The 26,315-nt window shown below is 71.0% G+C and carries 18 protein-coding genes; 11 read left to right on the top strand and 7 right to left on the bottom strand.

All coding sequences use genetic code 11. The annotated features are described in order from the left end of the window. Positions 1-4 precede the first annotated feature (4 nt). Both ACLQ27_RS22190 and ACLQ27_RS22185 read right to left on the bottom strand, forming a co-directional pair. The gene (locus tag ACLQ27_RS22190; RefSeq protein ID WP_357495064.1) at positions 5-1,573 is read right to left on the bottom strand and encodes a glycosyltransferase family 2 protein; all 1,569 of its coding nucleotides are present in this window, start codon (positions 1,571-1,573) and stop codon (positions 5-7) included. Next, positions 1,570-3,135, bottom strand: coding sequence for a glycosyltransferase family 4 protein (locus ACLQ27_RS22185; RefSeq protein ID WP_425868447.1), 1,566 nt, complete (start codon positions 3,133-3,135; stop codon positions 1,570-1,572). Before ACLQ27_RS22185 ends, ACLQ27_RS22190 begins: the two co-directional genes overlap by 4 nt. 297 nt (positions 3,136-3,432) lie before the next feature. Here ACLQ27_RS22185 and ACLQ27_RS22180 point away from each other — a divergent pair, with 297 nt between their 5' ends. The 6 genes from ACLQ27_RS22180 to ACLQ27_RS22155 all read left to right on the top strand — a co-directional run bounded on the left by ACLQ27_RS22180 (position 3,433) and on the right by ACLQ27_RS22155 (position 13,143). After that, positions 3,433-4,614, top strand: coding sequence for a hypothetical protein (locus ACLQ27_RS22180; RefSeq protein ID WP_357495066.1), 1,182 nt, complete (start codon positions 3,433-3,435; stop codon positions 4,612-4,614). A 162-nt stretch (positions 4,615-4,776) separates the two neighbouring features. After that, positions 4,777-6,216, top strand: coding sequence for a glycosyltransferase (locus ACLQ27_RS22175; protein WP_357495068.1), 1,440 nt, complete (start codon positions 4,777-4,779; stop codon positions 6,214-6,216). Further along, a complete protein-coding gene (locus ACLQ27_RS22170) occupies positions 6,213-8,363 on the top strand; it encodes a glycosyltransferase (protein WP_425868444.1) in 2,151 nt (716 codons plus the stop codon). Before ACLQ27_RS22175 ends, ACLQ27_RS22170 begins: the two co-directional genes overlap by 4 nt. Before the next feature lie 127 nt (positions 8,364-8,490). Then, positions 8,491-9,576 carry a non-hydrolyzing UDP-N-acetylglucosamine 2-epimerase gene (wecB, locus tag ACLQ27_RS22165; protein WP_425868443.1) on the top strand — a complete coding sequence of 362 codons (1,086 nt, stop codon included), beginning with the start codon at positions 8,491-8,493 and terminating at the stop codon, positions 9,574-9,576. Positions 9,577-9,610: 34 nt separating this feature from the next. Then, positions 9,611-11,029, top strand: a complete 1,419-nt coding sequence (locus ACLQ27_RS22160; RefSeq protein ID WP_357495073.1) for a glycosyl transferase — start codon at positions 9,611-9,613, stop codon at positions 11,027-11,029. Beyond that, complete coding sequence (locus ACLQ27_RS22155) at positions 11,026-13,143, top strand: glycosyltransferase (RefSeq protein WP_357495075.1); 2,118 nt, start codon at positions 11,026-11,028, stop codon at positions 13,141-13,143. Before ACLQ27_RS22160 ends, ACLQ27_RS22155 begins: the two co-directional genes overlap by 4 nt. Positions 13,144-13,216: 73 nt before the next feature. Here the strand turns inward: ACLQ27_RS22155 and ACLQ27_RS22150 are convergent, their stop codons facing one another. The 5 genes from ACLQ27_RS22150 to ACLQ27_RS22130 form a co-directional block, all read right to left on the bottom strand. After that, positions 13,217-14,851: a glycosyltransferase family 4 protein gene (locus tag ACLQ27_RS22150; RefSeq protein WP_357495077.1), complete on the bottom strand. Its 1,635-nt coding sequence runs from the start codon at positions 14,849-14,851 to the stop codon at positions 13,217-13,219. An 80-nt stretch (positions 14,852-14,931) separates the two neighbouring features. Further along, positions 14,932-16,611: a glycosyl transferase family 1 gene (locus ACLQ27_RS22145; RefSeq protein ID WP_425868440.1), complete on the bottom strand. Its 1,680-nt coding sequence runs from the start codon at positions 16,609-16,611 to the stop codon at positions 14,932-14,934. Then, entirely contained in the window at positions 16,608-17,636 is a 1,029-nt protein-coding gene (locus tag ACLQ27_RS22140; protein WP_234582199.1) for a Gfo/Idh/MocA family protein, read from the bottom strand. Before ACLQ27_RS22140 ends, ACLQ27_RS22145 begins: the two co-directional genes overlap by 4 nt. Further along, on the bottom strand, positions 17,633-18,742 hold the full coding sequence (locus ACLQ27_RS22135; RefSeq protein ID WP_234582200.1) for a DegT/DnrJ/EryC1/StrS family aminotransferase: 1,110 nt from the start codon (positions 18,740-18,742) through the stop codon (positions 17,633-17,635). The genes ACLQ27_RS22140 and ACLQ27_RS22135 overlap by 4 nt, the downstream gene beginning before the upstream one ends. Positions 18,743-18,867: 125 nt before the next feature. Further along, on the bottom strand, positions 18,868-19,512 hold the full coding sequence (locus ACLQ27_RS22130; protein WP_234582201.1) for a TetR/AcrR family transcriptional regulator: 645 nt from the start codon (positions 19,510-19,512) through the stop codon (positions 18,868-18,870). 164 nt (positions 19,513-19,676) lie between these two features. Here ACLQ27_RS22130 and ACLQ27_RS22125 point away from each other — a divergent pair, with 164 nt between their 5' ends. The 5 genes from ACLQ27_RS22125 (at position 19,677) to ACLQ27_RS22105 (ending at position 26,306) form a co-directional block, all read left to right on the top strand. Further along, a complete protein-coding gene (locus tag ACLQ27_RS22125; RefSeq protein WP_357495085.1) occupies positions 19,677-20,582 on the top strand; it encodes an ABC transporter permease in 906 nt (301 codons plus the stop codon). Further along, positions 20,575-21,372: an ABC transporter ATP-binding protein gene (locus ACLQ27_RS22120; protein WP_425868437.1), complete on the top strand. Its 798-nt coding sequence runs from the start codon at positions 20,575-20,577 to the stop codon at positions 21,370-21,372. Before ACLQ27_RS22125 ends, ACLQ27_RS22120 begins: the two co-directional genes overlap by 8 nt. A gap of 148 nt (positions 21,373-21,520) precedes the next feature. Continuing rightward, a complete protein-coding gene (locus ACLQ27_RS22115) occupies positions 21,521-23,035 on the top strand; it encodes a bifunctional cytidylyltransferase/SDR family oxidoreductase (RefSeq protein ID WP_357574427.1) in 1,515 nt (504 codons plus the stop codon). 42 nt (positions 23,036-23,077) lie between these two features. Further along, positions 23,078-24,784, top strand: a complete 1,707-nt coding sequence (locus ACLQ27_RS22110; RefSeq protein WP_425868435.1) for a CDP-glycerol glycerophosphotransferase family protein — start codon at positions 23,078-23,080, stop codon at positions 24,782-24,784. 193 nt (positions 24,785-24,977) lie between these two features. Next, positions 24,978-26,306: a polysaccharide pyruvyl transferase family protein gene (locus ACLQ27_RS22105; RefSeq protein WP_425868433.1), complete on the top strand. Its 1,329-nt coding sequence runs from the start codon at positions 24,978-24,980 to the stop codon at positions 26,304-26,306. The last annotated feature ends 9 nt before the right edge of the window (positions 26,307-26,315 follow it).

Here is a 26,315-nt window from a genome sequence, read left to right as displayed (position 1 = left end):
GAAACTACTTTCCTCCAGAGGGCCAGATTCGGCGCAGACGGGCAAGGAACCGACCGGTGGTCACCGGCGTGATCGCGACGATCACCTGGCCCTTGTGGTTCGTGGTCGGCGTGACGAGGTGCAACCGGACGCCGCGGCGGGTGAGCAGGCGGGGCGCGGCGACCCGGCGGTCGGTCCGCAACGGCGCGGAGCCGACCCCCGCCGGGGTGCTCACCTCGGCGCGTACCGTCTCCCGTCCGCCGTTGAGCGGCACGGCCGCGAGCAGCCGGTCCACCGCGAAGGCCGTCCGTACGACGGTACCGGGCGCACCGGCGGTGACGGATGTCACGCCGGCCACCTCCCCGGCACTGATCCGCAGTGCCTCGGCGGGCAGGTCGGCCAGCTCCGCCCAGCGGCTCTGCGCGGTGACCACCAGGGATCGGGCGCCTGCGGCGTCCCGTCCCCAGGCCAGTCGGGTCGCGGTGAGCGTGGCCAGCACCTTCGCAGAGGCGTCGGTCATGTCGTACCACTCGTCCGGGTAGCCGAACGACGGGTCACGGAAGCCGACATAGTGGGCGTACCAGCGGCCATCCTCGGTGCTGATGTCGGGTGGCGTCTTCTCGGCCTGCTGCCGGATCAGCTCACGCAACCGGTCCAGCGTGGCGTCGCGGGCGACGACCAGCCGCAGCCGCAGGTCGGGGGCCAACCGGGCCAGGATGTCGTCGGTGAGGTACCCCTCGACCAACTTGCGGATCCGGTCGTGGACGCGCTCCTGGAGGTCGGCGCCGAGGTCGAGCAGTTCCGTCTGGAGGAGCTTCGCCACCTCCCAGCTGAAGTGACGCAGCAGCACCGCGTCGCGCCGCGGCCCGGGCTCGAGCAGGCCGGCGACGAAGCCGACCAGCTCCTCGGCGCAGCGCAGCCGCTCCTCGAAGCGGCTGGCGTAGGTGATGTTCTGCGCGTTGTGCCGCTTGACCGCGTAGTAGTACTCGTAGTCGCCGAGGACGGAGACCTTGTTCGCGCGGACGCAGGCCTCCAGTGTGAACGGCTGGTCGCTGCCCATCGGCATGTCGGTGCGAAAGCGCAGCCCGTGCCGTTCGATCAGATCCCGCCGGAACAGCTTGGTGTTCGACAGCGACCAGGGCAGTGCACTGTCGACGAGATCGATCTGCTCCCGGGTCTCGGCGTAGACGGCCTGGTGCACGTAGCGCTTGTTGGTGCCGACCATCCGCCCGAGCACCACGTCGGAGCCCCACCGGTCGGCGGCGTCCACCAGACGTTCCAGGGCCTCCGGGCCGAGGTGATCGTCGGAGCCGAGGAAGAAGACGTACCGCCCGCGGGCGTGGTCCAGGGCGCGGTTGCTCGGCACCGCCGGGCCGCCGGAGTTGGCCTGGCGCAGCACCCGGACCGTCTCCGGGTACCGCTTCGCGTAGCGGTCCAACTCGGCGCCGCTGCGGTCGGTGGAGCCGTCGTCGACCGCGACGACTTCGAGCCGGTCCAGCCCGATGGTCTGCCCGACCAGCGAATCCAGGCAGGTCGTCAGGTACGGCATGGTGTTGTAGACGGCGATCACCACCGTCACGTCGGGTTGGCTCACGCCCCGACCTCCACCACTGTCTGCTCGGCACCGGTGTCGCGGGCGGACGTCGGGCGCGCGGGCGCGGTGAGCAACAGCCGGGAGTAGACGTTGTCCAGCACCTCTGCCTGCGCCTCCCAGGTCCAGCCGGCCAGCAACCCGGGCCGGTCGTACGCGGCACGGTAGCTCGCCGGATCGGCGAGCACCGCGGTGACCGCCCGGACGAAGTCGGCCACGTTCTCGGCCTCGAACACCTCGCCCTGCCCGGTCTCGCGGACAGTCTCCGCCATCGTCCGCACATCGGAGACGACCAGCGGCAGCCGAGCGTGTGAATACTCGAAGAACTTGGTGATCAGGGCGATCTCGTGGTTCGGCCAGTGCTGGATCGGGATCACCCCGACCTGCGCGCCCGACAGGAACGGCACCACCTGGTGATGCGGCACGTACGGCAGCACGTGCACCCGCTGCGCCACCCCGAGTTCCTCGGCGCGGCGCAGGAGGCCCTTGACGTACGCCGACTGGGGCTTGTTGACCACGAAGGCGACGTGCGCCTCGGGCAGCCGCGGCAGTGCCTCGACCATCACCCCGAGCCCGCGCTTGGCCGCGGCCACCCCGCTGTAGACCAGCAGCGGCGTGCCCGGGCCGATCCCGCAGAGCGCCCGGATGTCCGGTACCGGCTCGGCCGAGCCCGCCGGCTGGGTCTCCAGCGTCGGCGCGTTGAGCACCACGGCGGGACGCTCCGCCAGCCCGTGCTCGCGCTGCAACAGGTCGGCCAGGCCGCCGGAGACGGTCATGGTGGCGTCCGCGTACGGCACGAACTCCCGCTCGTGGGCGACGTTCCCCGGCAGCCACCGGGCGTTGTCGCGCCACGGCTGCACGCCGGGCAGGTATTCGTGGGCGTCCCACAGCAGTGCGATCCGGCGCCCCTTGGCGGCGGCCCGGATCTTGGCGCGGGCCCCGACGCCGATCATCCGGAAGTCGTTGGCGTGGATGAGGTCCGGTGCCAGCTCGTCGACCACCGGACCGTAGGCCAGTTCGTAGTCCCACAGGCCCGGCTCCAGGCGGCGCCACGCGCCGCCGCCGCGCAGCCGCTGCCAGAAGAGCGTGTACGCCCGGTCCCAGGGGCTGGTCAGCTTACGGCCACGACGGGCCCGGGTCAGCTCCCGGTTGCGCAGCGACACCCAGCGACGGACCAGGCCGGAGAACTTCTCCTCGAACCGCAGCGTCGGCCAGGCCAGCGACGGGACGCGACCGCCGTCGCGGGCCGCCAGCGTCAGAGCCGCGCGGCGGACCTGCAGGTCGGCACGCCAGGCCTTCACGGCCTGGGCACGATGGGCGCCGATCCCGCTCGGCGGGTAGGCAAGCGGCGCACGCAGCAGTGCACGTCGGAATTCGTGTCGGCGCTTGGCCAGCGGCTCCGGCATCGGGATCAGCCGAACCTCGGCGGCACCGAGGCGCCAGCTCTGCGACTGCCCCCCGGCCGGCGCCCGGCCGAGCAGGACGACGTCCCAGCCGGCGTCGGCCGCGGACCGAGCCGCCTTCTGTACCCGCGAGTCGCCGATGACCCCGTTGTCCACCAGCATGACTACCCGTCCCCGGGTGGCCACCGCTGCGGTCGCGCCGTCAGATCCCATTCCTGCCCGTTTCCGTGTCAGCCAGCACCGCGCCCGCGGGACCCGAGCGAGTCTACGACACGTCAGGCGTGGTACCGGCCCGCGCGGCGCTCGGTGTCCGCGCCGAGCCGCGTCGGTTGCTAACCTGCACTCTGGATCGACCACCGGTGACCGCCGCGCCAGGCGAGGCCCTGCCCGGGTCCGGTCATCTCCAGTTCCCCGGACAACCCACCCGATCGACCCGGATCGGCGCAGACAGGACCAGACATGGACGTGGTGACGACCGGCGAGCGCCGGCCGCCGACGACGGACTCGAGCCCTGACGAGATCCCGTCGGCCCCCGACAGCCGGGCCCGCCGGCTGCTCGCCAGCGCCCGATACGCGCTGCCCGCGCTCGGTGCCTACGCCGCGGTACGCGTTCTCGGCGGGCTGACCCTCTACCTCTGGGCCTCCCCCAGCCGCAGCACCGAGGGCCTGCTCACCAGAGCCGACGGCAACTGGTACCTCGCGATCGCGCAGCACGGTTATGACGGCTATCAGCGGCTGCAGAGCAACATGGCCTTCTTTCCGCTCTATCCCGGCCTGACCGCCGCTCTGGAGCCGCTCACCCCGCTCGATTTCCGCAAGACCGCACTCGCGCTGGCCTGGATCGCGGCGCTCGCCGCCGCCTGGGGGCTGTTTGCCATCGGCAACCTGCTGCACGGTCGGCGGGTCGGGATCATGCTCGCGGTGCTCTGGGGACTGCTGCCGCACAGCATTGTGCAGACGATGTCGTACAGCGAGGGCCTGTTCACCGCGCTGGCCGCCTGGACCCTGTACGCCCTGCTGCGCGAGCGCTGGCTCACCGCGGGCGTGCTCTGCCTCTTCGCGGGGTTGACCCGGCCGACGGCATCGTCACTGATCGCGGTGGTCGGGCTCGCCGCGCTCATCGCCGCCTTCCGCCGGCGGGACGGCTGGCGTCCCTGGGTCGCCATGGTGCTCGCGCCCGCTGGCTGGGTTGGCTACCTGGCCTGGGTCGGTGTGCAGACCGGCCGGCCCGACGGCTGGTTCCACATCCAGGACGCCGGCTGGGGGACCACCTTCGACTTCGGGGTCGACACCCTGGAGAGGGGCCGGATGGTGCTCATGGGGGCATCGCCCCTGGAGTTGTACACCGTCACGCTGGTCGCGGTGCTGGCGATCACGCTCTTCGTGCTGAGCCTGCTCGACCGGCAGCCGTGGCAATTGCTGCTCTACAGCGGCCTGCTGCTGGTCACCACGCTCGGTGCCGCGGGCTACTACCATTCCAAGGCACGTTTCCTGTTGCCGGCATTCCCGCTGCTGATCCCGGTGGCGGTCGCGTTCGCGAAGGCCGCACGGGCACGAGCGATCGCCATACTGACTCTGCTGGCCCTCATGTCCGCTTACTTCGGCGGCTATCTGCTGATCGTCTGGCGCAGTTCGCCGTAGGCGGCGCGAGGGCGTCGGCGGCCTCACGCATGGGACGGCGTTATTGTGGTTTCCGCGCTCTGTCCGACGGTCGTCCGACCTCGTCGCCGGCCGGCCGGGCCACCTGACCATTTCCACCCTGGCCCCGACGCGGCCCTCTCCCACTCCCCAGGATCGGAATCGATGAACAACGGGCGAACTCTCTGGGACTCGTTGAAACTCCCCCGGCCGCGACGGTCCGGAACCCGACCGCACCTGGTCTACCTCGCGATCGGTTTCCCGCCGGCGGCCAAGAGCTGCGCCTACCGGATGCGGGAGACGGCGAACCAGTTCGCCGCCGCGGGTTGGGACGTGACCGCTGTCACCATCGCGGACGAGGCGTGGGAGCGGGAGCACGGCCTCGACCACACCCTCTCCCAGGGGGTGGACCCCAGCGTCCGGGTGGTGAAGCTGCCGCTGTTCCGGGACGACCTGGAGACCGACATCCGCTCGTTCACCGAGCAGCGTGCCCTGGCTCACAAGGACTACCTTGCCGAACTGCGCAAGCAGGACCTCAAGGTCTTCCCCGAGGCAGTCTTCGGCGGATGGCGTCCCACGCTGGAGAAGGCCCTGCTCCAGATCCACCGGGAGCGGCACGTCGACCTGCTGGTGACCACCTGCGCCCCGTACGTCAACCTGGCCGCGACCTGGAAGCTGTGGGAGACCCGCAGGGTTCCGTACGTGGTGGACTTCCGCGACGGTTGGTCCGTCGACGTGATCAACAACGGTGAGGCGTTCGCCCGGGAGTCGACCTCCGGGCAGTGGGAGCTCAAGCTGCTCACCGACGCCGTGGCCATCTGGAACGTGAACGAGCCGATCTCCCGCTGGTATCGGGAGCGCTACCCCGAGCTGGCGCACAAGATGCGGATCGTGCGCAACGGCTACGACGCGGCCAGCATCCCGGCCCAGGTGCGTCCCGCCCCGCCGGACCGGCCGCTGACCTTCGGCTACCTCGGCGCGCTGACCCTGCCCGTGCCGCTGCTGGACGCCGTCCTTCAGGGCTGGCGGACGGCGCGCGCGGAGGATCCCGCGCTGGCCGACGCCCGCTTCGAGGTGCGGGGCCACATCGGCTCCGCGTGGGCGCGCGGTGACAACGCGCACGCCGAACTGCTCAGGGCCGCCGCCGTCGACGGCGTGCTGGTCGGCGGCTCGGTGCCCAAGGCCGAGGTGGTCGACCTCTACTCACGCTGGGACGCGGTGGTGCTCATGGTGACCGGCGGCCGCTACATGACCTCCGGCAAGGTGTACGAATACATGGCGACCGGCCTACCGGTGGTCTCCGCCCACGAGGCCGACCACGACGCCTCCACTGTGCTGTCCACGTACCCGCTCTGGACCGGCGCGGTCGGGCTGGACCCGGCCGAGTTGGCGAGCGCCTTCCGGCGGGCCGCCGCAATGGCCCGTACCGCCGACGTGGCGGAGCGGGAGAAGGCCCGCGCCGAGGCGCGGCAGTACGCCCGCGAGGAGCAGCTCATCCCCGCCGTCCGTGAGGTCACCCAGCTGGTGCTGGGCGCCGGCGGACCGACCGTCCCGCAATCCTCCCCCGCCGGCGCACGCGTCCTGGCCCGAGAAGGTAGGTCATGATCGAGGTCCTGATGGTTATGGGCACCGTCCCCGGACGGGTGGCGGTCCTGACCGACGCGCTCGAGCAGTTCCGCGCCAAGGGCGTCACCGTGCGGGTGGCCACGACCTTTGACCCGGTGGAGAACATCCCGGCAGCCACCGAGCTGGCCGAGGTGCACCAGCTGCCCACCTCGGCGGAGCTGGGTCCGCGGTTCGCCCGGATGGCCAAACGGGCGAACCCGGCCCGGCGCCCGTGGCTGCGCGCCCAGCGCGACCCGTGGGTCCGCCGACACGCCAAGCGGGCCGACGTCCTGGTTGCCCTGGACCCGCGAGCCCTGCACACCGTCTGGCAGCTCGCCCAGCGGCACCGACGGACCGACGCCGTCTACGGCATCGCCCCGGCGCTGCGGGCCGTGGAAAAGCGGTCCGCCGACCCGGCACGTTACCGCCGTGCCCGGCTCAGCACCGCCGGCCCCGCCCCGGCCGTGCTGGCGAGCGCCACCCGCAGCCAGACAGTCGACCTGGCGATGCGGGTGTTCGAGATGAGCACCGGCAAGAGGGCCATGAAGCTCGGCCCGGTGCGCTGGTTCTGGCAGGGGGCCGTCACGGCGCCCGGTCTGCCGGAACGGCACCGGGGCAAGATCGCCGGGCGAGTCACCGGCACCATGCTCAAGTCCGGGCACGCCGCCAGCGCGAAGCGGCTGGCATTGGCGGCCAAGGGTCGAGTGAAGAGCCCGACGACCAGGAGGCAGTTCCTCGGCCCGATCGTCGACGCGGAGCTGAGCCAGGGCAAGGTGCCCGAAGACCTGATGACCGTGGTGCGGGGCGAGCTCAAGCTCGCGGACGGCTTCCTCAAGACGCGGAACCCGGGCAAGGCCGCGCCGCACGTGCTGCGCGCCTTCAACCTGATGTTCCACCGGATCGTGCAGTTCGACGGCACCAGCTCTCCACTGGCCGAGGACCCGGCGAAGTTCCTCGCCCCGCTGCACAACAGCGAGGCCGGCCGAGCGATGGCGACTCCGCGCGGCCGGCAGAGCCCGGCGGCTTTTCCGCCGGCCGGCCGGCCGCACCGGATGCTCTTCTTCACCGGGTTGAACGACAACTTTCTCGGGCCGATCCTCGACCGCTACGAGGCGATGCCCGGGGTTGAGGTCCGCCGGCTGAACCTGCGGGAGGAGTCGATCCTCCCGGTGCTCAGCGATGGGCGCACGAACGTGGTGCAGCACCTGCTCGCCGGCAGCTCCAAGCGGGCCGAGGAGGTCCAGGAAGCCTGGGGTCCCCACCTCGAGTGGGCGGACACGGTCTTTGTGGACTGGTGCAACCTCGGGGCCGCGACGCTGACGATGATCGACCCGGGCACGACCCGGGTGGTGGTCCGCCTGCACAGCTTCGAGGCGTTCAGCTGGTGGCCGCACCTGACCGACTGGTCCCGGGTGGACGACCTGGTCTTCGTCTCCGAGCACCTCCGCGACCTGGCGCTGGCCGCGGTGCCGCGGCTGGGCGCCCCGCAGGGGCCCCGGACCCACATGATCAACAACGCGATGGAGCTGCACCGGTACGTGACGCCCAAGGTCTCTGCCGACAGCCGGTTCACTCTCGGGCTGGTCGGTTTGAGTTCGCTGGCCAAGGACCCGCGCTGGGCCCTGGCGGTGCTACGGGAGCTGCGCCGACGGGACGAGCGGTACCGCCTCAAGCTGATCGGCGACGCCCTCAACCCGGAGCTCAGCCCGGCGATCAAGGCGTACGTCCGGGAACTCGACGCCGAACTGGCCGAGCTGGAGTCGTCCGGCGCCGTCGTGCGGACCGGCCGCACCGACGACGTCCCCGGCGCGCTCACCGACGTCGGGGTCATCCTCAGCACCTCGCTGCGGGAGAGCTTCCACTGCGCGCTCGTCGAGGGCGCGGCCAGCGGCGCTGTGCCGGTGGTACGCGACTGGCCGTTCTTCGCCGGCCGCCGGCACAGCGCCCGGACCCTCTTCCCCAGCGACTGGGTGGTCGGTACGCCGGAAGAGGCGGCCGAGCGGATCCTGGCCCTCACCGCGTCCGAGGAGGTCTGGCGCGAGGCGGGCCGGGCGGCCTCGGCGCACGTGCTGAGCACCTGGGACTGGTCGGTCACGCAGAAGGACTTCGACCGGCTGCTGCTGGAGCCGCCGGCCACGGCCGACTGACCGGCGGATCAGGAAGAATGATTCGGCCGTCAGCCCCGGCGGGGAGCCGCTTGAACGGCGCCAACCCGCGTCTCGGGTGGCACCCTCCGTTCGTCGTTACCGTCGCAGACCCTCGAGGAGTCAGGTAGTGAAGGTCGTCAGCATCGTCGGCGCCCGTCCGCAGTTGGTGAAGCTGGCACCGATCGCCGCGGCGTTCGCGGCGGAGGGCTGTGAGCACGTGATCGTGCACACCGGCCAGCACTACAACGCGGATCTGTCCGACGTGTTCTTCTCCGGCCTCGGCATCCCCGACCCGGACGTGCACCTGGGCATCGGCTCCGGCAGCCACGGCGTGCAGACGGGCCGGACGCTGGCCGCGCTCGACCCGGTGCTCGCCGCCGAGCGGCCGGACTGGGTCCTGGTCTACGGCGACACCAACTCGACCCTGGCCGGCACCCTGTCGGCGGTCAAGCAGCACCTACCGGTCGCCCACCTCGAGGCCGGACTGCGCTCGTTCAACCGCCGGATGCCCGAGGAACACAACCGGGTACTGACCGACCACGCCGCGGACCTGCTGCTCGCCCCCACCGAGGAGGCGATGCGGCACCTGGCGTCGGAGGGTCTGGCTCCCCGATCGGCCCTGGTCGGGGACGTGATGGTGGACGTCTGCCTGCGGGTCCGGGACGACGTGACGCGCGCGAGCCAGCCCCGGCCGCCGCTGCCCGACGGGATCGACCCGCAGCAGCCGTACCTGCTGGCCACCCTGCACCGCGCCGAGAACACCGACGACCCGCAGCGGCTCGCCGCACTGCTCGACGCGCTGGCCGACCTGCCGGTGCCGGTGGCGCTGCTCGCCCACCCGCGGCTGGTGGCACGCGCCGAGGAGCACGGCCTGAAGCTCTCCCGAGGCGCACTGCACGCCGGCCGGCCACTGCCGTACGGCGCCATGGTCGCCGCGGTGCTCGGCTCCGTCGGGGTGGTCACCGACTCGGGCGGTCTGCAGAAGGAGGCCTACCTGCTGGACCGCCCCTGCACGACGCTGCGCACCGAGACGGAGTGGGTGGAGACCCTCGAAGGCGGCTGGAACGCGCTGGTCCCCGACCCGCGCGAACTGGGTGCGCAGTGGGCGACCACCGCGACCCGCCCGGCCCCGCAAGCCCGGCGGGGAACCCCGTACGGCGACGGCCGGGCCGCCCACCGGGTCGCCGAGACGCTGCGGCGTCACCTGGCATGATGGCGCATCTCCTCCTCACGATCGGGTACCAGCGATGAGCAATCGAGTTGCACCCCTTCCCCGGTCCGGCGGCGGGCAGCGACCGCACGCCATCTACCTGGCGATCGGGTTCCCGCCCGCGGCGAAGAGCAGCGCATACCGACTGCGCGAGACGGCGAACCAGTTCGTCGCCATGGGTTGGGACATCACCGTCATCACCATCTGCCAGGAAGCCTGGGAACGCGAGTACGGCCTGGACCACACCCTTTCCGAGAAGGTCGATCCCCGGGTCAAGGTGATCGAGCTGCCGCTGATGCGGGAGGACCTGGAGACCGACATCCGCGCCTTCTCCGAAGAACGGTCGATCGACCCGGTGGGGTGGATCAGCCGGCTCCGCAAGCGCGAGCAGAAGATCTTCCCTGAGCGGGACTTCGGCGGCTGGCGCTACGAGTTGGAGAAGGCGGTGGTCCAGCAGCACCGCCAGCACCCCGCGGACCTGCTCATCTCCTCCTGCGCCCCGTACGTGAACCTCGCGGCGACCTGGAAGCTGTGGGAGGAGTACCGGGTTCCCTACGCGGTCGACTTCCGCGACGGCTGGTCGCTGGACGTGATCGGTGGCGGCGAGGCCTTCACCCGCGACTCGGTCTCCGGGCGTTGGGAGTCCAAGGTCCTCGAGCACGCCCTCGCGGTCTGGTGCGTGAACGACCCCATCGCCGGCTTCTACCGTGAGCGTTACCCGCACCTGGCCGACCGGGTGCACGTCGTGCGCAACGGCTACGACGAGGACAGCCTCCCCGATGTCAGCGGCCGGTCACCGGATCCGAACGCGGGGCTGACCTTCGGCTACCTCGGCTCGGTCAACTTCACCCCGGCCTTTTTGGAGTCGGTGCTCGACGGGTGGCGGATCGCCCGGCGCAACGATCCGGTCCTGGCCCGCTCCCGATTCGAGGTGCGCGGCCACATCGGCGCCGGCCCGATACGCGAGGCCAACCGGCACATGGACCTGCTCAAAGAGGCTGCCGTCGACAATGTCAGCTTCGGCGGCCCGGTACCGAAGTCGGACCTGGCAGCGACGTACGGCTCCTGGGACGCCCTGGTGCTGATGCTGGTCGGTGGGCGCTTCGTCACCTCCGGCAAGGTGTACGAGTTCATGGCCACCGGGCTGCCGGTGCTCTCCGCCCACGACGTCGACCACGACGCGACGAACATCCTGGCCGGACATCCACTCTGGACGGGCGCGGTGGGTCTGGACCCGCACCGGCTGGCGGACCTGTTCTCGGAGGCGGCGCGAATGGCCCTGAAGGCCACTGACGAGGATCGGGCCGCGGCACGCCAGCTCGCTCGCCGGTTCGCCCGGCCCGCCGTGCTCGCTCCGGCCGTGCGACACCTCACCGAACTCGTCCGGCCGACGCCGGCCGGCGTTCGCGTTCCCACCCCGGCCGCGACCGCTTCGACCGGAGATGTCCAACCGTGACCGCCGTGCTCATCGTGGCCACCGCCGCGCCGATGCAGCCGGCCGTCCTCGTCGAGGCGCTGGAGCGCTTCCGGAGCAAGGGTGCCACCGTCACGGTGGCCTGCTTCTTCGACGGCGAGGAGTTGGGGATCGACCCGACGCTGGCAGAGGTTCGCACGTTCGTCGTACCGGCCGAGAAGTGGGACGTCCGGTTCCGCAAGGCTCTCGGGCGGGCAGCGGCCAACCGGAAGATCTGGCTGCACGCTCGACGCAGCACCTGGCTGCGGCAGCAATACCGCCGAGCCGACCTGCTGGTCGCTCTCGACGCCCGCGCGGTGCACACGGTCTGGCAGATGGCGCAGCGCAACACCCGGGCCGGCGCGTACCACGGGCTCGTGCCCGCGCAGAAGGCCCTCGCCGCCAACCGCAGCGAGCCGGTCGGGAAGCGGCTGGAGCGCCGTGTCTCCGCCGCTGCCGGCATCGGTGCGCGCGGGGCCCGCAGCGCCGCGGAGCAGACCATCCGGACCGCCCTCAACAAGGCCACCGGTAGGCGGGTGATGAGCAACCCGGCAGGGGCCTGGCTCTGGACCCGGGCCGTGGCGGCGCCCCGCATCCCGGACCGGCTCCGCAGCAAGCTCGCCGTCCGCCTGCACGACAGCGCGGTCCGGGCCGGTCGCCCAGCCGCCGGCGGCCGGGCCGCGTCGGCAGCCGTACAGCGGATCAGCAGCCTCGCCACCCGCGCGGACGTGCTGACCAAGGCAGCGAAGGCGGAGCTGGCGCTCGGCCACCAGCCGAGCGGCCTGCACGACGCGATCCGGGCCCAGCTCGCGTTGGCGGACGACCTGCTGCCGCGCGACACCAAGCGGGCCGCGGCGGCCATCTCCATGGCCTGGAGCCTGTCGTCCAACCGGGTGCTGCACTTCGATCGACTCACCTCGCCGATGAGCACGGACCCGGGAGCCTTCATGGCACCCTTTCGGGCCAGCACCGCAGCGCGAAAGCTGTCCCAACCGCGCGGGCGACGCACCCCGGCCGCCCCGGCGCCGACCGACCGCCCGCTGCGACTGCTCGTGACGACGTTGATCAACGACAACTTCCTGTCGGAGATTCTGGAGCGCTACCGGGCCATGCCGAACGTGGAGGTCCGATTCCTGGACCTCCACGAGGATGAGGTGACCCGCCCGCTCGCGCTCAGCGGCAGCACCGTCATGGAACACCTGCTGGCCGGTGACTCGTCCTACGGCGCCAAGATCGAGGAGTGGCTCCGGCCGCACCTCGACTGGGCGGACACCGTCTTCGTCGACTGGTGCCAAGCCGCCGCGGTGCTCTTCACCCTGCACGACCCGGGCAGCACCCGGATCATCGTCCGGCTGCACAGCTTCGAGGCGTTCAACTTCTGGCCACACCTGGTGGACTTCTCCCGGGTCGACGACGTCGTCTTCGTCTCCGACCATCTGCGCGACCTCGCCACCGCCGTGCTGCCGCAGCTCACCGATGGGCCCCGCCTCCGGGTCATCGACAATGCGATGGACCTGCAGCGCTACCCACGGTCGAAGCCGGCCGACGCCCGGTTCAACCTCGGCATGGTCGGGTTCAGCTCGGTGGCCAAGGACCCGCGGTGGACGATCGAGGTGCTGCGGAAGCTGCGCGAGCGGGACGAGCGGTACCGGCTGACGCTGATCGGCAGCAACTTCAACGACCGGACCAGCAAGCCCGCCAAGGACTACGGCAAGCTGCTCACCCAGGACCTGGCGGAGTTGGAGCCGCTGGGGGCGGTGCGGCGCTACGGGCAGACCGACGACGTCCCGGCCGCACTGCAGGAGGTCGGCGTCATCGTGAGTTCCTCGGTGCGCGAGAGTTTCCACTGCGGCCTGGTGGAGGGCGCCGCGAGCGGGGCGGTGCCGGTGGTGCGTGACTGGCCGTTCTTCGCCGGCAAGCCACACGGCGCCCGAACCCTCTTTCCGGCCGACTGGGTGGCCGAGAGCCCGGCTGAGGCGGCGGAACGGATATTCGCCGCCACCGCCACCGAGGAGCAGTGGCGGGAGATCGGCCAGGCTGCGGCGGAACACGCGCTGAAGACCTGGGACTGGAGCGTCACCCAGTCCGGCTTCGACCGGCTGCTGCTCGACGACTGAGCCGCCGGCGAGGCGGAACAGCAGGTACCGAAAGGGGGGGGGGCTTGGCCGACTGGCCAAGCCCCCCTTTCGGTCAACTCACGGGCAGTGAGGAGCGCTGCGCCACGGTCGACGGGGCGGTCGTGCGCTGCGCCGGGGCCTTCGGGCGGTCCGGCAGCAGACGGGTGTAGACCTCGTCCATCACCCGCGCCTGCGCCTCCCAGGTCCACTGGTCGAGCACGCCCGGCCGGTCGTACGCCGCCCGGTACCGCTGCGGGTCGGCCAGCACCTCCCGCACGGCACGCAGGTAGTCGTCCAGATCCTCGGCCCGGAAGACCTCGCCCTGGCCGATGGCCCGCGTCGCTTCGGCCATGGCCTTGACGTCGCTGATAACCATCGGTATCCGGCCGTGCGCGTACTCGAAGAACTTGGTGATCAGCGCCAACTCGTGGTTGGGCTTGTGGTGGATCGGGATGACGCCGAGGTCGGCCGGGGCCACGAACGCGGAGACCTGCCAGTGCGGCACGTACGGCAGCAGATGCACCCGGTCGGCCACCCCCAACTCGGCGGCGAGTTCCTCCAGCTCGTACATGATCGGGTGCTTGCCGTTGAGGGGCACCGACACGAGCGCGACGTGCGCGTCGGGCATCCGGGTCAGGCCTCGGATCATGATGTCGACGCCGCGGGATGGGTTGATGCCACCGCAGTAGACCAACAATGGCGTACCCGCGTCGATCCCGCACAGCGCCCGGATGTCGGGAACCGGCGACGCCCGCTGCTCCGGGGTGAGCTCGGCGGGCGGAGCGTTCAGCACCACCGCCGGCTGCTCGGGCAGGTCGTGCGTCTCCCGAAGCAGATCGGCCAGGGTCGAGGAGACGGTCATGACGCTGTCGGCGTACGGGGCGTGCTCGCGGACGTAGGCAATCTGAGCCGGCAGCCAGCGGAGATTTGTGGGCCGACCGATGATGCCGGGCACGAACTCGTGCGCGTCCCAGACCAGCTTGACGTCCCGCCCGGCGGCGCGGGCGCGCATCGTCGCGCGCGCGCCCACGCCGAGCATCCGGAAGTCGTGCGCGTGGATCAGATCGGGCTGCAGCTTGTCCACAACCGGCCCGAAGGCCAGTTCGAAGTCCCACAGCTCCGGGTCCAGGCGGCGCCACGCCCGGTCACCGTGCAGGCGCTGCCAGAGCCGCAGCGCTGCCCGGTCCAGCAGGGCGTTCGGGTCCTGCTGGCGCTCCTGGAGGCGCTGCGACTCGCGGGTCCGAAGCTTGACCCACCGGAACTTCGCCTTGTTGAGGAAGTACGGCACGGCCAGGCGGGCCTTGCCGGCCAGCTCCACCCAGCGCGGCCCTCCCGCACGACGGGCGACCTTGATCTCGGCCAGCCGGAAGTTGAGGTCGTTGCGGCGTGCCTTGAGCACGTTCAGGTGCCGCTTCGCGACAAGTCCCGGCTTGTACGCCAGCGGGCGGCGCAGCAGCGCGCGGCGGTGGGTGATCGGATGTGGAATCCGCCGCGCCACCCGGATCAGCCGGACCTCGGCCTCGCCGATCCGCCAGGTCTCCTCGGTGTTGCTGCCCTTGAGGATGCCGACGAGGATCACCTCCCAGCCGGCCTCGGCGGCCGACCGGGCGGCCTTCTGCACGCGGGAGTCACCGTGGACCCCGTTGTCGACAAGCATCACCACCCGCCCGCGGGTCGGCCGGGCATCGGTATCCGGGACAGCTTGCATCGGGTGCCTTCTCCTTGTTCAAAGTCCTGCACGGGCGCGGATCAGCGGTCGCCGGTCGCCGCGGTGACGACCGGCGTCGATCACCGGAGGAATGCGTCGAAGACCTGCGCGGTGCGCCGGCCGTCGTGGTGTTCACGGACATAACGGAGACCCTCCGCAGCGAGGGCCGCCGCCCCGGCACGGTCGTCGAGCAGCGACTCGATCGTCTTGACGAGCGTGGTGGGCGTGGAGTTCGCGATCGGCGGCTGGACGCCGGCCGCGCGGTGCGCGCTCTCGCTGAGATACGCCACCACCACCTTGCCGGCGGCCATCCCCTCGCAGGAGAACGTGCAGTAGCTGCCCATCACGAGTTGGTCGACGATGATGTCGGCGTCGTGCACCTGCCGGCGCATCTCGCTGTAGGGCAGTCCCTCCACCAGCCGTAGCTCGATCCGTCCCTGGTCATGCAGCTCCTGCAAGCGGGGCAGCAGCCGGTCAGTGCCCTTGGTCCAGCGACTCGACGGCGCGTGCAGCACCACCGGGCGGGGCCGTTCGAGCACCGTGCGGTCACAGGCCCACGCGTCGACGTCCACCACCAGCGGCGCCCAGGTCGCGAACGGCACGTCGTCCAGCAGGTCGGGGGTGGTCACGAAGATCGGCAGGCCGCTCTCCTCGGCGGTGCGCCGGTTTCGCTCGGCCACCGTGGTGAGCCGCTCGCGCAGTTCGGAGTCCGCGTCCCGGAACGCGGACTCGGCATGCCGCTTAAGGTGCGCGCCCGGATGGCGGATCTCGCTGCCGTGCGCCAGCAACGCGACCTTGAGCCGGGCCCGGCGCAGCGCGGGCAGGTCTGCGGAGATGTCGTCGCCGTTGCCCCGGCCGAGCACCGGGCGGAACGCGTCCACGATCAGGTGCGTGTACCAGCCGAGCACCCGGCGTGCCTGCTCCGTCTGCACGTCGAGCCGGTGCTCGCCCGGGTAGTTCAGGTAGCGGTCGGCCGGATAGCGATAGGTGGCCGGCGGCTTGGCCATCACCAGTTCGATGCCGACGTCCGCCCGCGCGGCGGTGATCGCCACCGCCAGGGCGGAAAGTTGCCCGGCGTAGTTGGCAGTGCCCAGTCCCAACCGGACCGGACCGGCGCCGAGCGCCCGCCAGGGGCCCGGGGTGCCAGCCTCGATCGGCGCGACCGGCGGCTCGTCCGGTGCCGGCGGCTCGTCGCCGCGCTGCCGGGCCCGCTCCACCGCCTTCGTGAAGGAGGGCAGCGAGCCGGGCGCGAAGAAGTCGCCGGCCCGGTGCCGGGCCAGGTGCTCGCGGGCCGCCCGGCTGTCCGCGGCGACGACGCGCAGCCCGGCGGCGAGGTAGGTGTCGAGCAGCGCGAGACCGGCGTCCGGCTCGAACCCGAACACGGCCACGTCCGCCGACGCGAGGAACGCCGCGGTCATCGTGCTCGGGCGCGGCACCTCGTGGATCCGCCGCCGGGCCTTGCCGGCCTGGCGGATCAGGTCCTCGGTGGCCGCCCGCTCGGCCTCGCCGCGGACCAGCGCCAGGTGGAACTCGGGCAACCGGGCCATGGCGCGTACCACGCCGGCCAGCGCCCGGTCACCGGCGACCCCGCCCGCGTGCACCAGCAGCGGCGTACCAGCGGGAAGCTCACAGAGCTCGCGTACCGAAGGGGTCTGGAAGGGCCGCGTGCCTTCGGCGGCACGGCGGAGCGCGATACGCAATCGCCGGGGAACCCGCCGCCGCACCGCCGAGACCACCCGCCGAGCCGGCGCCGGGCTCATCGCAGTGCAGGCTCCGCGTCGCTGCCGCCGGGCACGACCGACACGACCTTGCCGTCGGCGGCCGACTCCAGCAGCGCCGCCGCGACCTGGACGGTACGCAGACCCTGCCGCAGGGTGACGATGTCGCTCTCCTTGCCCTCGACCGCGTCCCGGAACCGCTCGTGCTCGACGAGCAGCGGCTCCCGCTTCGGGATGGCGAAGCGGACCATGTCGCCCTCGGCCACGCCACGGAAGGCGCGCAGCGCCTCCCACTCGGTGTCGATGGCGGCGTTGGCGTAGAAGGTGAGGTCGGCGGTGAGCGTGTCGGCGACGAAGCAGCCCTTGTCACCGGTGATCACTGTGGACCGCTCCTTGAGCGGGCTCAGCCAGTTGACCAGGTGGTTGACCATCGTGCCGTCGGAGAGCTGGCCGACAACGGCGACCATGTCCTCGTGCAGCCGGCCACTACGGGAGACCGTTCGCGCCGAGACCGATGCGTACTCCTGAGCGGTCACCCACGCGGTCAGATCAATGTCGTGGGTGGCCAGGTCCATCACCACGCCGACGTCGGCGATCCGGTGCGGGAACGGGCCCTGGCGCCGGGTGACGACCTGGAAGACCTCGCCCAGCTCACCGGCCTCCAGCCGGGTACGCAGGCTCTGCAGCGCCGGGTTGTAGCGCTCGATGTGACCGACGCCGGCGACCAGACCTGCGGACTCGAACGCCTCGACCAGCCGGGTGGCCGTCTCGACCGACTGGGCCAGCGGCTTCTCGATCAGCGCGCACACCCCGTTGGCTGCCAGCTCCAGGCCGACCCGTTCGTGCAGCGCGGTCGGACAGGCGACCACCGCGTAGTCGACGCCCATCGCCAGCAGGTCACCGAGCTCGGGGACCACCGGGGCCCGGAGCGTACCGGTGACGTCGCCGGCCGGGTCGACGACACCGACCAGCTCGACACCGTCCAGGTTGGAGAGCACTCGGGCGTGGTTGCGACCCATCGCACCGAGACCGATCAGGCCGGCGCGCAGCTTGCTCCGCTCCTTCATCGGGCACCCCCGGCGAGGTTCGCGCCTTCGGCGATCCGGTCGAGCTCGACCTGGGTCAGCGACGGGTGCACCGGCAGTGAGATCACCTCGGCGGCGGCCCGCTCGGTCTCCGGCAGCTCCCACGGGCCGGGCTTGCCGTCCTCGTTGAGGTAGGGCTTGAGCCGGTGGATCGGCGTCGGGTAGTAGACGGCGTTGCCGATACCCAGCTCGGTCAGGCGCTGCTGGGTGGCGTCCCGGTCGCCCCGCGCGCGCACCGTGTACTGGTGGTAGACGTGCCGGGCGCCGTCGGCCACCGGCGGGGTGACCAGGCCGGTGATGGTGGAGTCGAGGAACTTCGCGTTCGCGCGACGCTGCTCGGTCCACTCGCCGAGCTGGGTCAGCTGCACGCGACCGATGGCCGCCGCCACGTCGGTCATCCGCATGTTGGCGCCCACGATCTCGTTGGCGTAGCGCTGCTCCATGCCCTGGTTGCGCAGCAGCCGCAGGGTGCGGGCGAGCCCGGCGTCCCCGGTGCTGATCATGCCGCCCTCCAGGGAGTGCATGTTCTTGGTGGGGTAGAAGCTGAAGCAGCCGGCGGTGCCGAAGGCGCCGACCGGGGTGCCGTGCAGGCTTGCCCCGTGCGCCTGGGCGGCATCCTCGACGACGGCGAGGCCGTGCTGCTCGGCGATCGCCATGATCCGGTCCATCGCGGCGGGGTGGCCGTAGAGGTGCACCGGCATGATCGCGACGGTGCGCGGGGTGATCGCCGCGGCGACCGCCTCCGGGTCGAGGCAGAAGCTGCCCGCCTCGATGTCGACGAAGACCGGCTCAGCACCCACCAGTCGGACGGCGTTGCCGCTGGCCGCGAAGGAGAACGAGGGCACGATGACCTCGTCGCCGGGGCCGAACCCGAGCGCCATCAGGGTCAGCTGGAGCGCCGAGGTGCCGGAGTTGACGGCGACGCAGTGCCGACCGTCGACGAGCTCGCCGAACTCCTCCTCGAACGCCGCCACCTCGGGCCCCTGCACCACCTTTCCGCTGCGCAGCACCCGCACAGCCGCCTCGATCTCAGCTTCACCGATGATCGGACGTGCCGGTGGGATGAAGTCTGGGTTCTGCCCAGCCATGGGGGGTCCTCCTGGGTCTAGACGGTGCAGGCGGGGGTTCGGTTGGCGATACTAGCCCGTCGAGGTATGCGGCGACTCGTACGGGCGCAAGCTTCACGTGCCGGCCTGTTCGGGTGCGGGCTCGGTCACTGGGCCGGCATTCCGGGGGCCCGACTCTCCACCAAACCAGCACATGTTATCCGCAACGCGGCCACGATCGCGTTAGCCATGTTCGTCAGCTCGGTGGTGTCCAGCGGCGAGCGGGAGATCGCGAGCCGCCAGTAGATCGGGCCGATGATCAGATCGATCGCCGCCGACGGGTCGGTGCCGGCCGGCAACTCTCCCCGGTCGACCGCCTGGCCGACGACCATGTCCCCGATCCGGACCTGGTAGTCGCGCAGCGCCCGCTGGAGGGTCTCCGCGATCTGCGGGTTGCGCGCCGCCTCGGCCAGCAGGTCCGGAATGATCTGCGAGGCCAGCGGGTGGCCAAGGGCCCCCGAGGCGACCATGAGCAGCAACTGGACGTCGCCCTGCAGGCTGCCGGTGTCGAGCAGCGGCAGCCTTTTCCCGGCGACCGCGGTCACCATGTCGAGCACCAGCTCCAGCTTCGAACGCCACCGCCGATAGATCGCCGTCTTGCTGACACCTGCCCGGCGGGCGACCGCCTCGACGGAGAACCGGCCGTAGCCGGTCTGCGCGAGTTCCTGCATGACGGCTCGGCGGATGGCCGTGGTGATGTCGTCGCGAAGAACGGCCGCACCGGCGGGAGCACGCCTCTTCTCGGTCGTCACGTGGGACAATGTAGCGCAACGACGCTACGGTTGCGTCCTGACGTGTTTTCCACTACCTTCCACGCAGCAGCGGAGCGGCCTCCCGATACCGGCCACGCTAGATTTCATCGCCGCGACACATCCTCATTGCTCCCCATCAGCACGAAAGATCGGAGCGCCTCACCATGGCCAACACCGCGGTGGCCGACCTCGAATCCGGGCTGACCCGCGCCCAACTCGCGCAGCGGTACGGGCTGAAGGTCGCCGGGGAACCTCCGTCCCTGGGCGCGTACGCCCGCCAACTGTGGTCGTATCGACACTTCATGTCCGCGTACTCGCGGGCGAAGGTCGCGTCGTCGTTCAGCAACACGCAACTTGGCCAGCTGTGGCAGGTGCTGACCCCGCTCACCAACGCGGCGGTCTACTACCTGATCTTCGGCGTGATCGTGGCGCAGGACCGGCACGTGCCGAACTTCATCGCCTACCTCTGCACCGGCATCTTCATCTTCACGTTCACCCAGAGCGCGGCGCTGCAGGGCACCAGCGCGATCACGGGCAACCTGGGGTTGATCCGCGCGCTGCACTTCCCGCGCGCCGCCCTGCCGATCACGGTCACCCTGGTGCAGTTCCAGCAGCTGCTCATGTCGATGTTGGTGCTGGCCGCGATCGTGCTGGCCACCGGCGAGCCGATCACCTTCCGCTGGCTGCTGATCGCGCCAACGCTGCTCCTCCAGGCGATCTTCAACATCGGGCTGACCATGATCATGGCCCGGATCGGCTCGAAGGTCACCGACCTGAAGCAGGTCATGCCCTTCGTGATGCGGGCCTGGCTCTACGGCTCCGGCGTGCTCTACAGCGTCACGCTCTTCGCGGAGCGGCTTCCCGGCTGGGCGGCGACCGCGCTGGAGTCCAACCCGATCCTGGTCTACATCGAGCTGGCCCGGTACTCACTGCTCGAATCGGCGTACCCCGCTCACATCGCGTCCTCGCCGACTCGGCTGTGGCTCCTCGCCGCGGCCTGGGCAGCCGCCGTCGGCTTCGGCGGGTTCGTTTACTTCTGGCGCGGAGAGAAGGAGTACGGCCGTGGCTGAGCAGACCCTGCCCGCGGTGGACGCCACCGTGGTGGACACGGGGCGCGTGCCCACCGTCGTGGTGGACGACGTGCACGTGATCTACAAGATCCACAAGGGCGCCACCGGCACCACCAGCCCGGTCTCCGCCCTCAAGCGCATCGTGTCCCGCACCAACGCGCCGAACATCCGCGAGGTGCACGCGGTCAAGGGCGTGAGCTTCACCGCGTACCAGGGTGAGGCCATCGGGCTGATCGGCAGCAACGGCTCGGGCAAATCGACCCTGCTGCGGGCCATCGCCGGGCTGCTCCCCCCGGCCCGGGGCGCGGTCTACACGCTCGGCCAGCCCTCGCTGCTGGGCGTGAACGCGGCCCTGCTCAACGACCTCTCCGGCGAGCGCAACGTGGTGCTCGGCTGCCTGGCCATGGGCATGCCGCCGGAGGAGGTGAAGCGGCTGGCCCCGGAGATCATCGAGTTCTCCGGGATCAACGAACGGGGCGACTTCGCCTCGTTGCCGATGCGCACCTACTCCTCCGGCATGGGCGCCCGGCTGCGCTTCGCCATCTCCTCGGCCAAGAAGCACGACGTGCTGCTCATCGACGAGGCGCTCGCTACCGGCGACCGCAAGTTCCGGGGCCGCAGCGAAGAGCGGGTCCGCGAACTGCGCGACAGCGCCGGCACCGTCTTTCTGGTGAGCCACTCGATCGGCTCGATCCGGGACACCTGCGAGCGGACCATCTGGCTGGAGGGTGGCGTCCTGAAGATGGACGGCCCGACCGACGAGGTCTGCAACGCGTACGAAGGGAAGTAGACAGGTCGACGACCGCATCGGTCGGGCGCACACTCGCCCGGTCGGTGCGGTCAGTCGTAGGCGCTAAGGTTTCCGGAGCGTCGCCCACAGCTCATATCTCGTCATCGACGCACAAAACACCCTTTCGGTGGAAGTGAGGACCGGCAGAATGACTCAGGATCACAGCCCCGCACCGGGTGCCACGCCGGCGAGCCCGGCACTCTGGCGCCCCTCGCGGACAGTGGCGGTGATCCTCGCCGGGGGTACGGGGACACGACTCGGGCTCGGCATCCCCAAGCAGCTGCTGAAGATCGCCGGTAAGCCGATCATCGAGCACACGCTGGGCATCTTCGAGGCCGCGCCGGAGATCGACGAGATCATCGTGCTGATGGCGACCGGGCACGTCCCCGACGCTCAGCAGATCGTCGACAAGGCCGGCTTCCGCAAGGTGACCAAGGTGATCGAGGGTGGCGACACCCGCAACGCCACCACCCGCATCGCCCTCGACGCGGTCGGCGACGGCGACGTCAACATCCTCTTCCACGACGCGGTGCGGCCCCTGGTCAGCGGCCGGATCGTCCGCGAGTGCGTGAACGCGCTCTGGAGCTACTCCGCGGTCGACGTGGCCATCCCGTCGGCGGACACGATCATCCAGGTCGACGAGAACGACTGCATCACCGACATCCCGGTCCGCTCCGCACTGCGCCGCGGCCAGACCCCGCAGGCGTTCCGCTCCCCCACCATCCGCGAGGCGTACCGGATCGCCGAGGGCGACCCGAACTTCGCCGCCACCGACGACTGCGGTGTGGTGCTGCGCTACCTGCCCGGCACGCCGATCAAGGTGATCGACGGTTCGGACGAGAACATCAAGGTCACCCACCCGGTCGACGTGCACCTGGCGGACAAGCTCTTCCAGCTCGCCGCGGCGCAGGCGCCCCGGCTGACCGACCACCGCAGCTACAGCGAGGAGCTGACCGGCCGCACCATCGTCGTGTTCGGCGGCAGCTACGGCATCGGCCACGAGCTGACCGAGCTGGCCCGTCGCTACGGCGCCCAGGTCTTCCCGTTCAGCCGTTCCACCACCGGCACCCACGTGGAGCGGGCCGGGGACGTCGAGGCCGCGCTGACGACCGCCTTCGAGGCCACCGGCCGGATCGACCACGTGGTGGTGACCGCCGGCATCCTGGAGAAGGGCGCCCTCGCCGACATGGACGAGGAGACGATGGACCGGCTGTTGCAGGTCAACTTCGTCGGCCCGGTGACCATCGCCCGCCAGGCCCTGCCGTACCTGCAGCAGACCAAGGGCCAGCTGCTGCTCTACACGTCCAGCTCCTACACCCGGGGACGGGCCCGATACGCGCTCTACTCGTCCACCAAGGCCGCCCTGGTCAACCTCACCCAGGCGCTCGCCGACGAATGGGCCGACCTTGGCGTACGCGTCAACTGCATCAACCCGGAGCGGACCGCCACCCCGATGCGGACGCGGGCCTTCGGCGAGGAGCCGGAGCACACCCTGCTCGCCGCGGAGGCCGTCGCCCAGTCGTCACTGGACGTGCTGATCTCGGCACTCACCGGGCAGGTCATCGACGTGCGCCGGGCGCCGGGCGAAGCGGCGCAGGCCGTGCCGGCCCAGAGGCCGCGGCTGGCCGACGAGACCAACGCCGCCTCGGCGACTGTCGGCTGACGGCCGAGCACTGCTGACCGGGACGATGGTGAACGGAGCGACATGCGTGGTGACCTGGTCCGAAAACTGATCGCACGGTGCCTGAGCATCGGGCTGGCCGTGCTGGCCTTCCTGGTCGTGGCGCTGACCGGGGCGACCGGTTGGGGGCTGGCGCTGGCGGTCGCCGCCCTCGTCGCCACCGCCGCCGAGCGACGGATCCGCAAGGGCGCGGACACCGCCGCCGAGACGACACTGATCGCCGCCGCCGTCCTGGTCGGCTACGCCCGACGGCTGGACGGTGGGTTCGACCCCGCGCTGGCCGCCGCCGCGCTGGTGCTGCTCGGGCTGGTGCTGCTGGTGGGCCCGCTGCGGCACGCCGGCAACCAGGAGATCCAGGCGGCCAACCTGCCGGTGCGGTCCTGGACGACGCTGATCGCCACGCACCTCGGCGACGCGCTGCTCGCGCTCCTCGCCGTGGTGGCGCTGGCCGCCGCGGCGACCATGCCGGCCCTGGTCGCTCTCGCGGCGGCCCTGCTGGTCGGCGCCGGCGCCGGCACGATCGCGCTGGGTCTGGCCCGGCGCCGGTTCCGGCCGCCGGCAGGCGGCGGGGCGGTGGGCCGGGCGTTGCGCCGGCACCAGCCGGAGTTCGTGCTCTACTTCTCCGCGCCTCCCGGCTCGGAGTACCAGGTCACCATGTGGCTGCCGTACCTGGAGCGGATCGGCCGGCCGTTCATGGTCGTGCTGAGGGAGCCGGAGTTCCTGGCCCCGATCGCCGCAGCCACCGATGCGCCAGTGGTCTACTGCCCCACCCTGCGGGCGATGGACGAGGCGCTGGCGCCGAGCCTGCGGGTGGCGTTCTACGTCAACCACGGTGCGAAGAACAGCCACTGCATCCGCTTCACCCAGCTCACCCACATTCAGCTCCACCACGGCGACAGCGACAAGGCGCCGAGCGCCAACCCGGTGTCGGGAATCTTCGACCGGATCTTCGTGGCCGGCCCGGCCGCAATCGACAGGTACGCCCGGGCCGGGGTGCAGATCCCGGCGGAGAAGTTCGTGATAGTGGGCCGCCCGCAGGTCGAGTCGATCAACGTACGCCCGGAGCCCCTGGCTGCCGAGGCACCCCGCACGGTGCTCTACACCCCGACCTGGACGGGACACCACGCGGACGCGGACTACTGCTCGCTGCCGGTTGCCGAACCGATGCTGCGCAAGCTGCTCGACCGGGGCGCGACGGTCATCCTGCGCGCTCACCCGTACACCACGCAGAACCCGGCATCGGCGCGGCAGCTGGGTCGGCTCACCGAGCTGCTCGCGGCGGACCGGGCGCGAACCGGCCGGCCGCACGTCTGGGGCGCCGCCGGCCGCGACCTGAGCCTGGTGGACTGCGTGAACCGCTCCGACGCGCTGATCTCCGATGTCTCCGGGGTGATCTCGGACTACCTCTACTCCGGCAAGCCCTTCGCGGTGACCGACATGAGCGGCGAGGGTGACCGGTTCACCGAGCGGTTCCCGCTGGCCGGCGCGGGCTACGTGCTGCACCGGGACATGACGAACCTGGACGAGGTGCTGGGCCAGCTGCTCGGCGCCGACCCGATGGCACCGGGGCGCTGGGCGACCCGGGGGCGCTACCTCGGTGACTTCCCGGCCGAGTCGTACGCCGACGCGTTCCTGGACGCCGCCCGGCGCGAGCTGGAGCCGGACTGGAGCCCGCCGTCTCCCGGACGGCCGGTCGAGCCGGGCCTGGTGCCGGTCTCCCCCACCACCTGAGCCGCCGGGCCGGCTCGCCTCCCACACGCTGCTCGGCACAGCGACGGCGGCACGCTCGCCGCGTGCGGGCACGGGCCGGACGGTGGCCTAGTATCGCGAGGCCTGGAGGTGAAGATGTGCCGCCTCCCGGAACATTGCCGGACGATCTCCGGGGTCGGACGCCACCGCCGCCGGACGAGAGGTGGAGCCACCGATGCATCAGCGGATCCTGCTGCGCGCCCGCAAGGGCCCGTTCCACGTCCTCAGCGCCGAGGAGACGTACGAGCGGGACTGGATCGGTAAGAACACCGGCAATCTGGTCTTCAGCCACGCCGCGCACAAGCTCCTGGCCACCTCCGCGGCTGAGATCACCCCGTCGCGCTTCCGGGCGGACCCACGCGACGCCGACGAGATCAACGAGAAGTACGACGTCTTCGTGATACCACTGGCCAACGCGTTCCGCCATGACTACGCAAAGCAGCTGACGTCGATGACTCGGCTGATCGAACGGCTGAAGATCCCGGTGGTGGTGCTCGGAGTCGGGGCGCAGACCGACGTGGACGGCGACCTGGAGCAGCTCCGCCCGATCGACGAGCCGGTCAGCGCATTCTGCCGGGCGGTGCTCGACCGCTCGCACAGCATCGGCGTACGCGGCGAGATCACCGAGAACTACCTCCGCAAGCTGGGTTTTTCGGCTGTCGAGCAGATCGGCTGCCCGTCGATGTTCCTGCACGGCGACAGCCTGCGCATCGAGAAGACGAAGGCGACCCTGGGCGTCGACGACCGGCTCGCGTTCGTCATCTCGCCGTACGTCAAGGCGCTGGCCCCCCTCGTCCTGCACCACCACCGGCGCTACCCGAACCTGCGCTACGTGGCACAGGACCTCTACACCCTCGGCACCCTGCTCTACGGCGACGCGCCGCAGCTGCGGGGAATGACCGCCGACATGCCGATCCACACCTCGCACCCGCTCTTCGTCGAGGACAAGGTGCGGATGTTCATGGACCCGTGGCCCTGGATGGAGTATCTCTCCGGGTTCGACTTCGCCTTCGGCACCCGGATCCACGGCACCATCACGGCGCTGATCTCGGGCATCCCCGGCTATCTGCTGGCGCACGACTCGCGCACCCTGGAGCTGGCCCGATACTTCGACATCCCGCACCGGTTGTTGCGCGATGTGCCGGCCGACGTCGACGCTGCCCAGCTCTATGCGGAAGCCGACTACACGGCCCTGAACGACGGCCACAAGGAGCGCTTCGAGCGGATCACCGCGTTCCTCGCCAAGCACGACCTCGGCCTCTCGTTCGCCGACGGAGACAGCGCCATCCGCTTCGACGAGCAGGTCCGTCAGACCGTCTACCCCCCTGCGGTCCGGCCGGTCTCCGCCTACTCTCCCGAGGAGTTGCTGACGCGCATCCAGTGGCTGCGGGACGAAACCCGGATGCTCCAGGAGAAGGTCAGGACCCTCCACGCGAAGTCGCTGCGCGAGCGGATCAAGCAGGCCGTCGCCGGCCGGGTCCGTCGGACGCTCGGAGCCAGGTGACCAGCCACC

It is taken from the genome of Micromonospora sp. DT63 (assembly GCF_049841615.1).
Taxonomy (GTDB): domain Bacteria; phylum Actinomycetota; class Actinomycetes; order Mycobacteriales; family Micromonosporaceae; genus Micromonospora.
The sequence above is the reverse complement of the archived record's forward strand: the minus strand, read 5'-3'. Positions and strand labels throughout refer to the sequence as shown.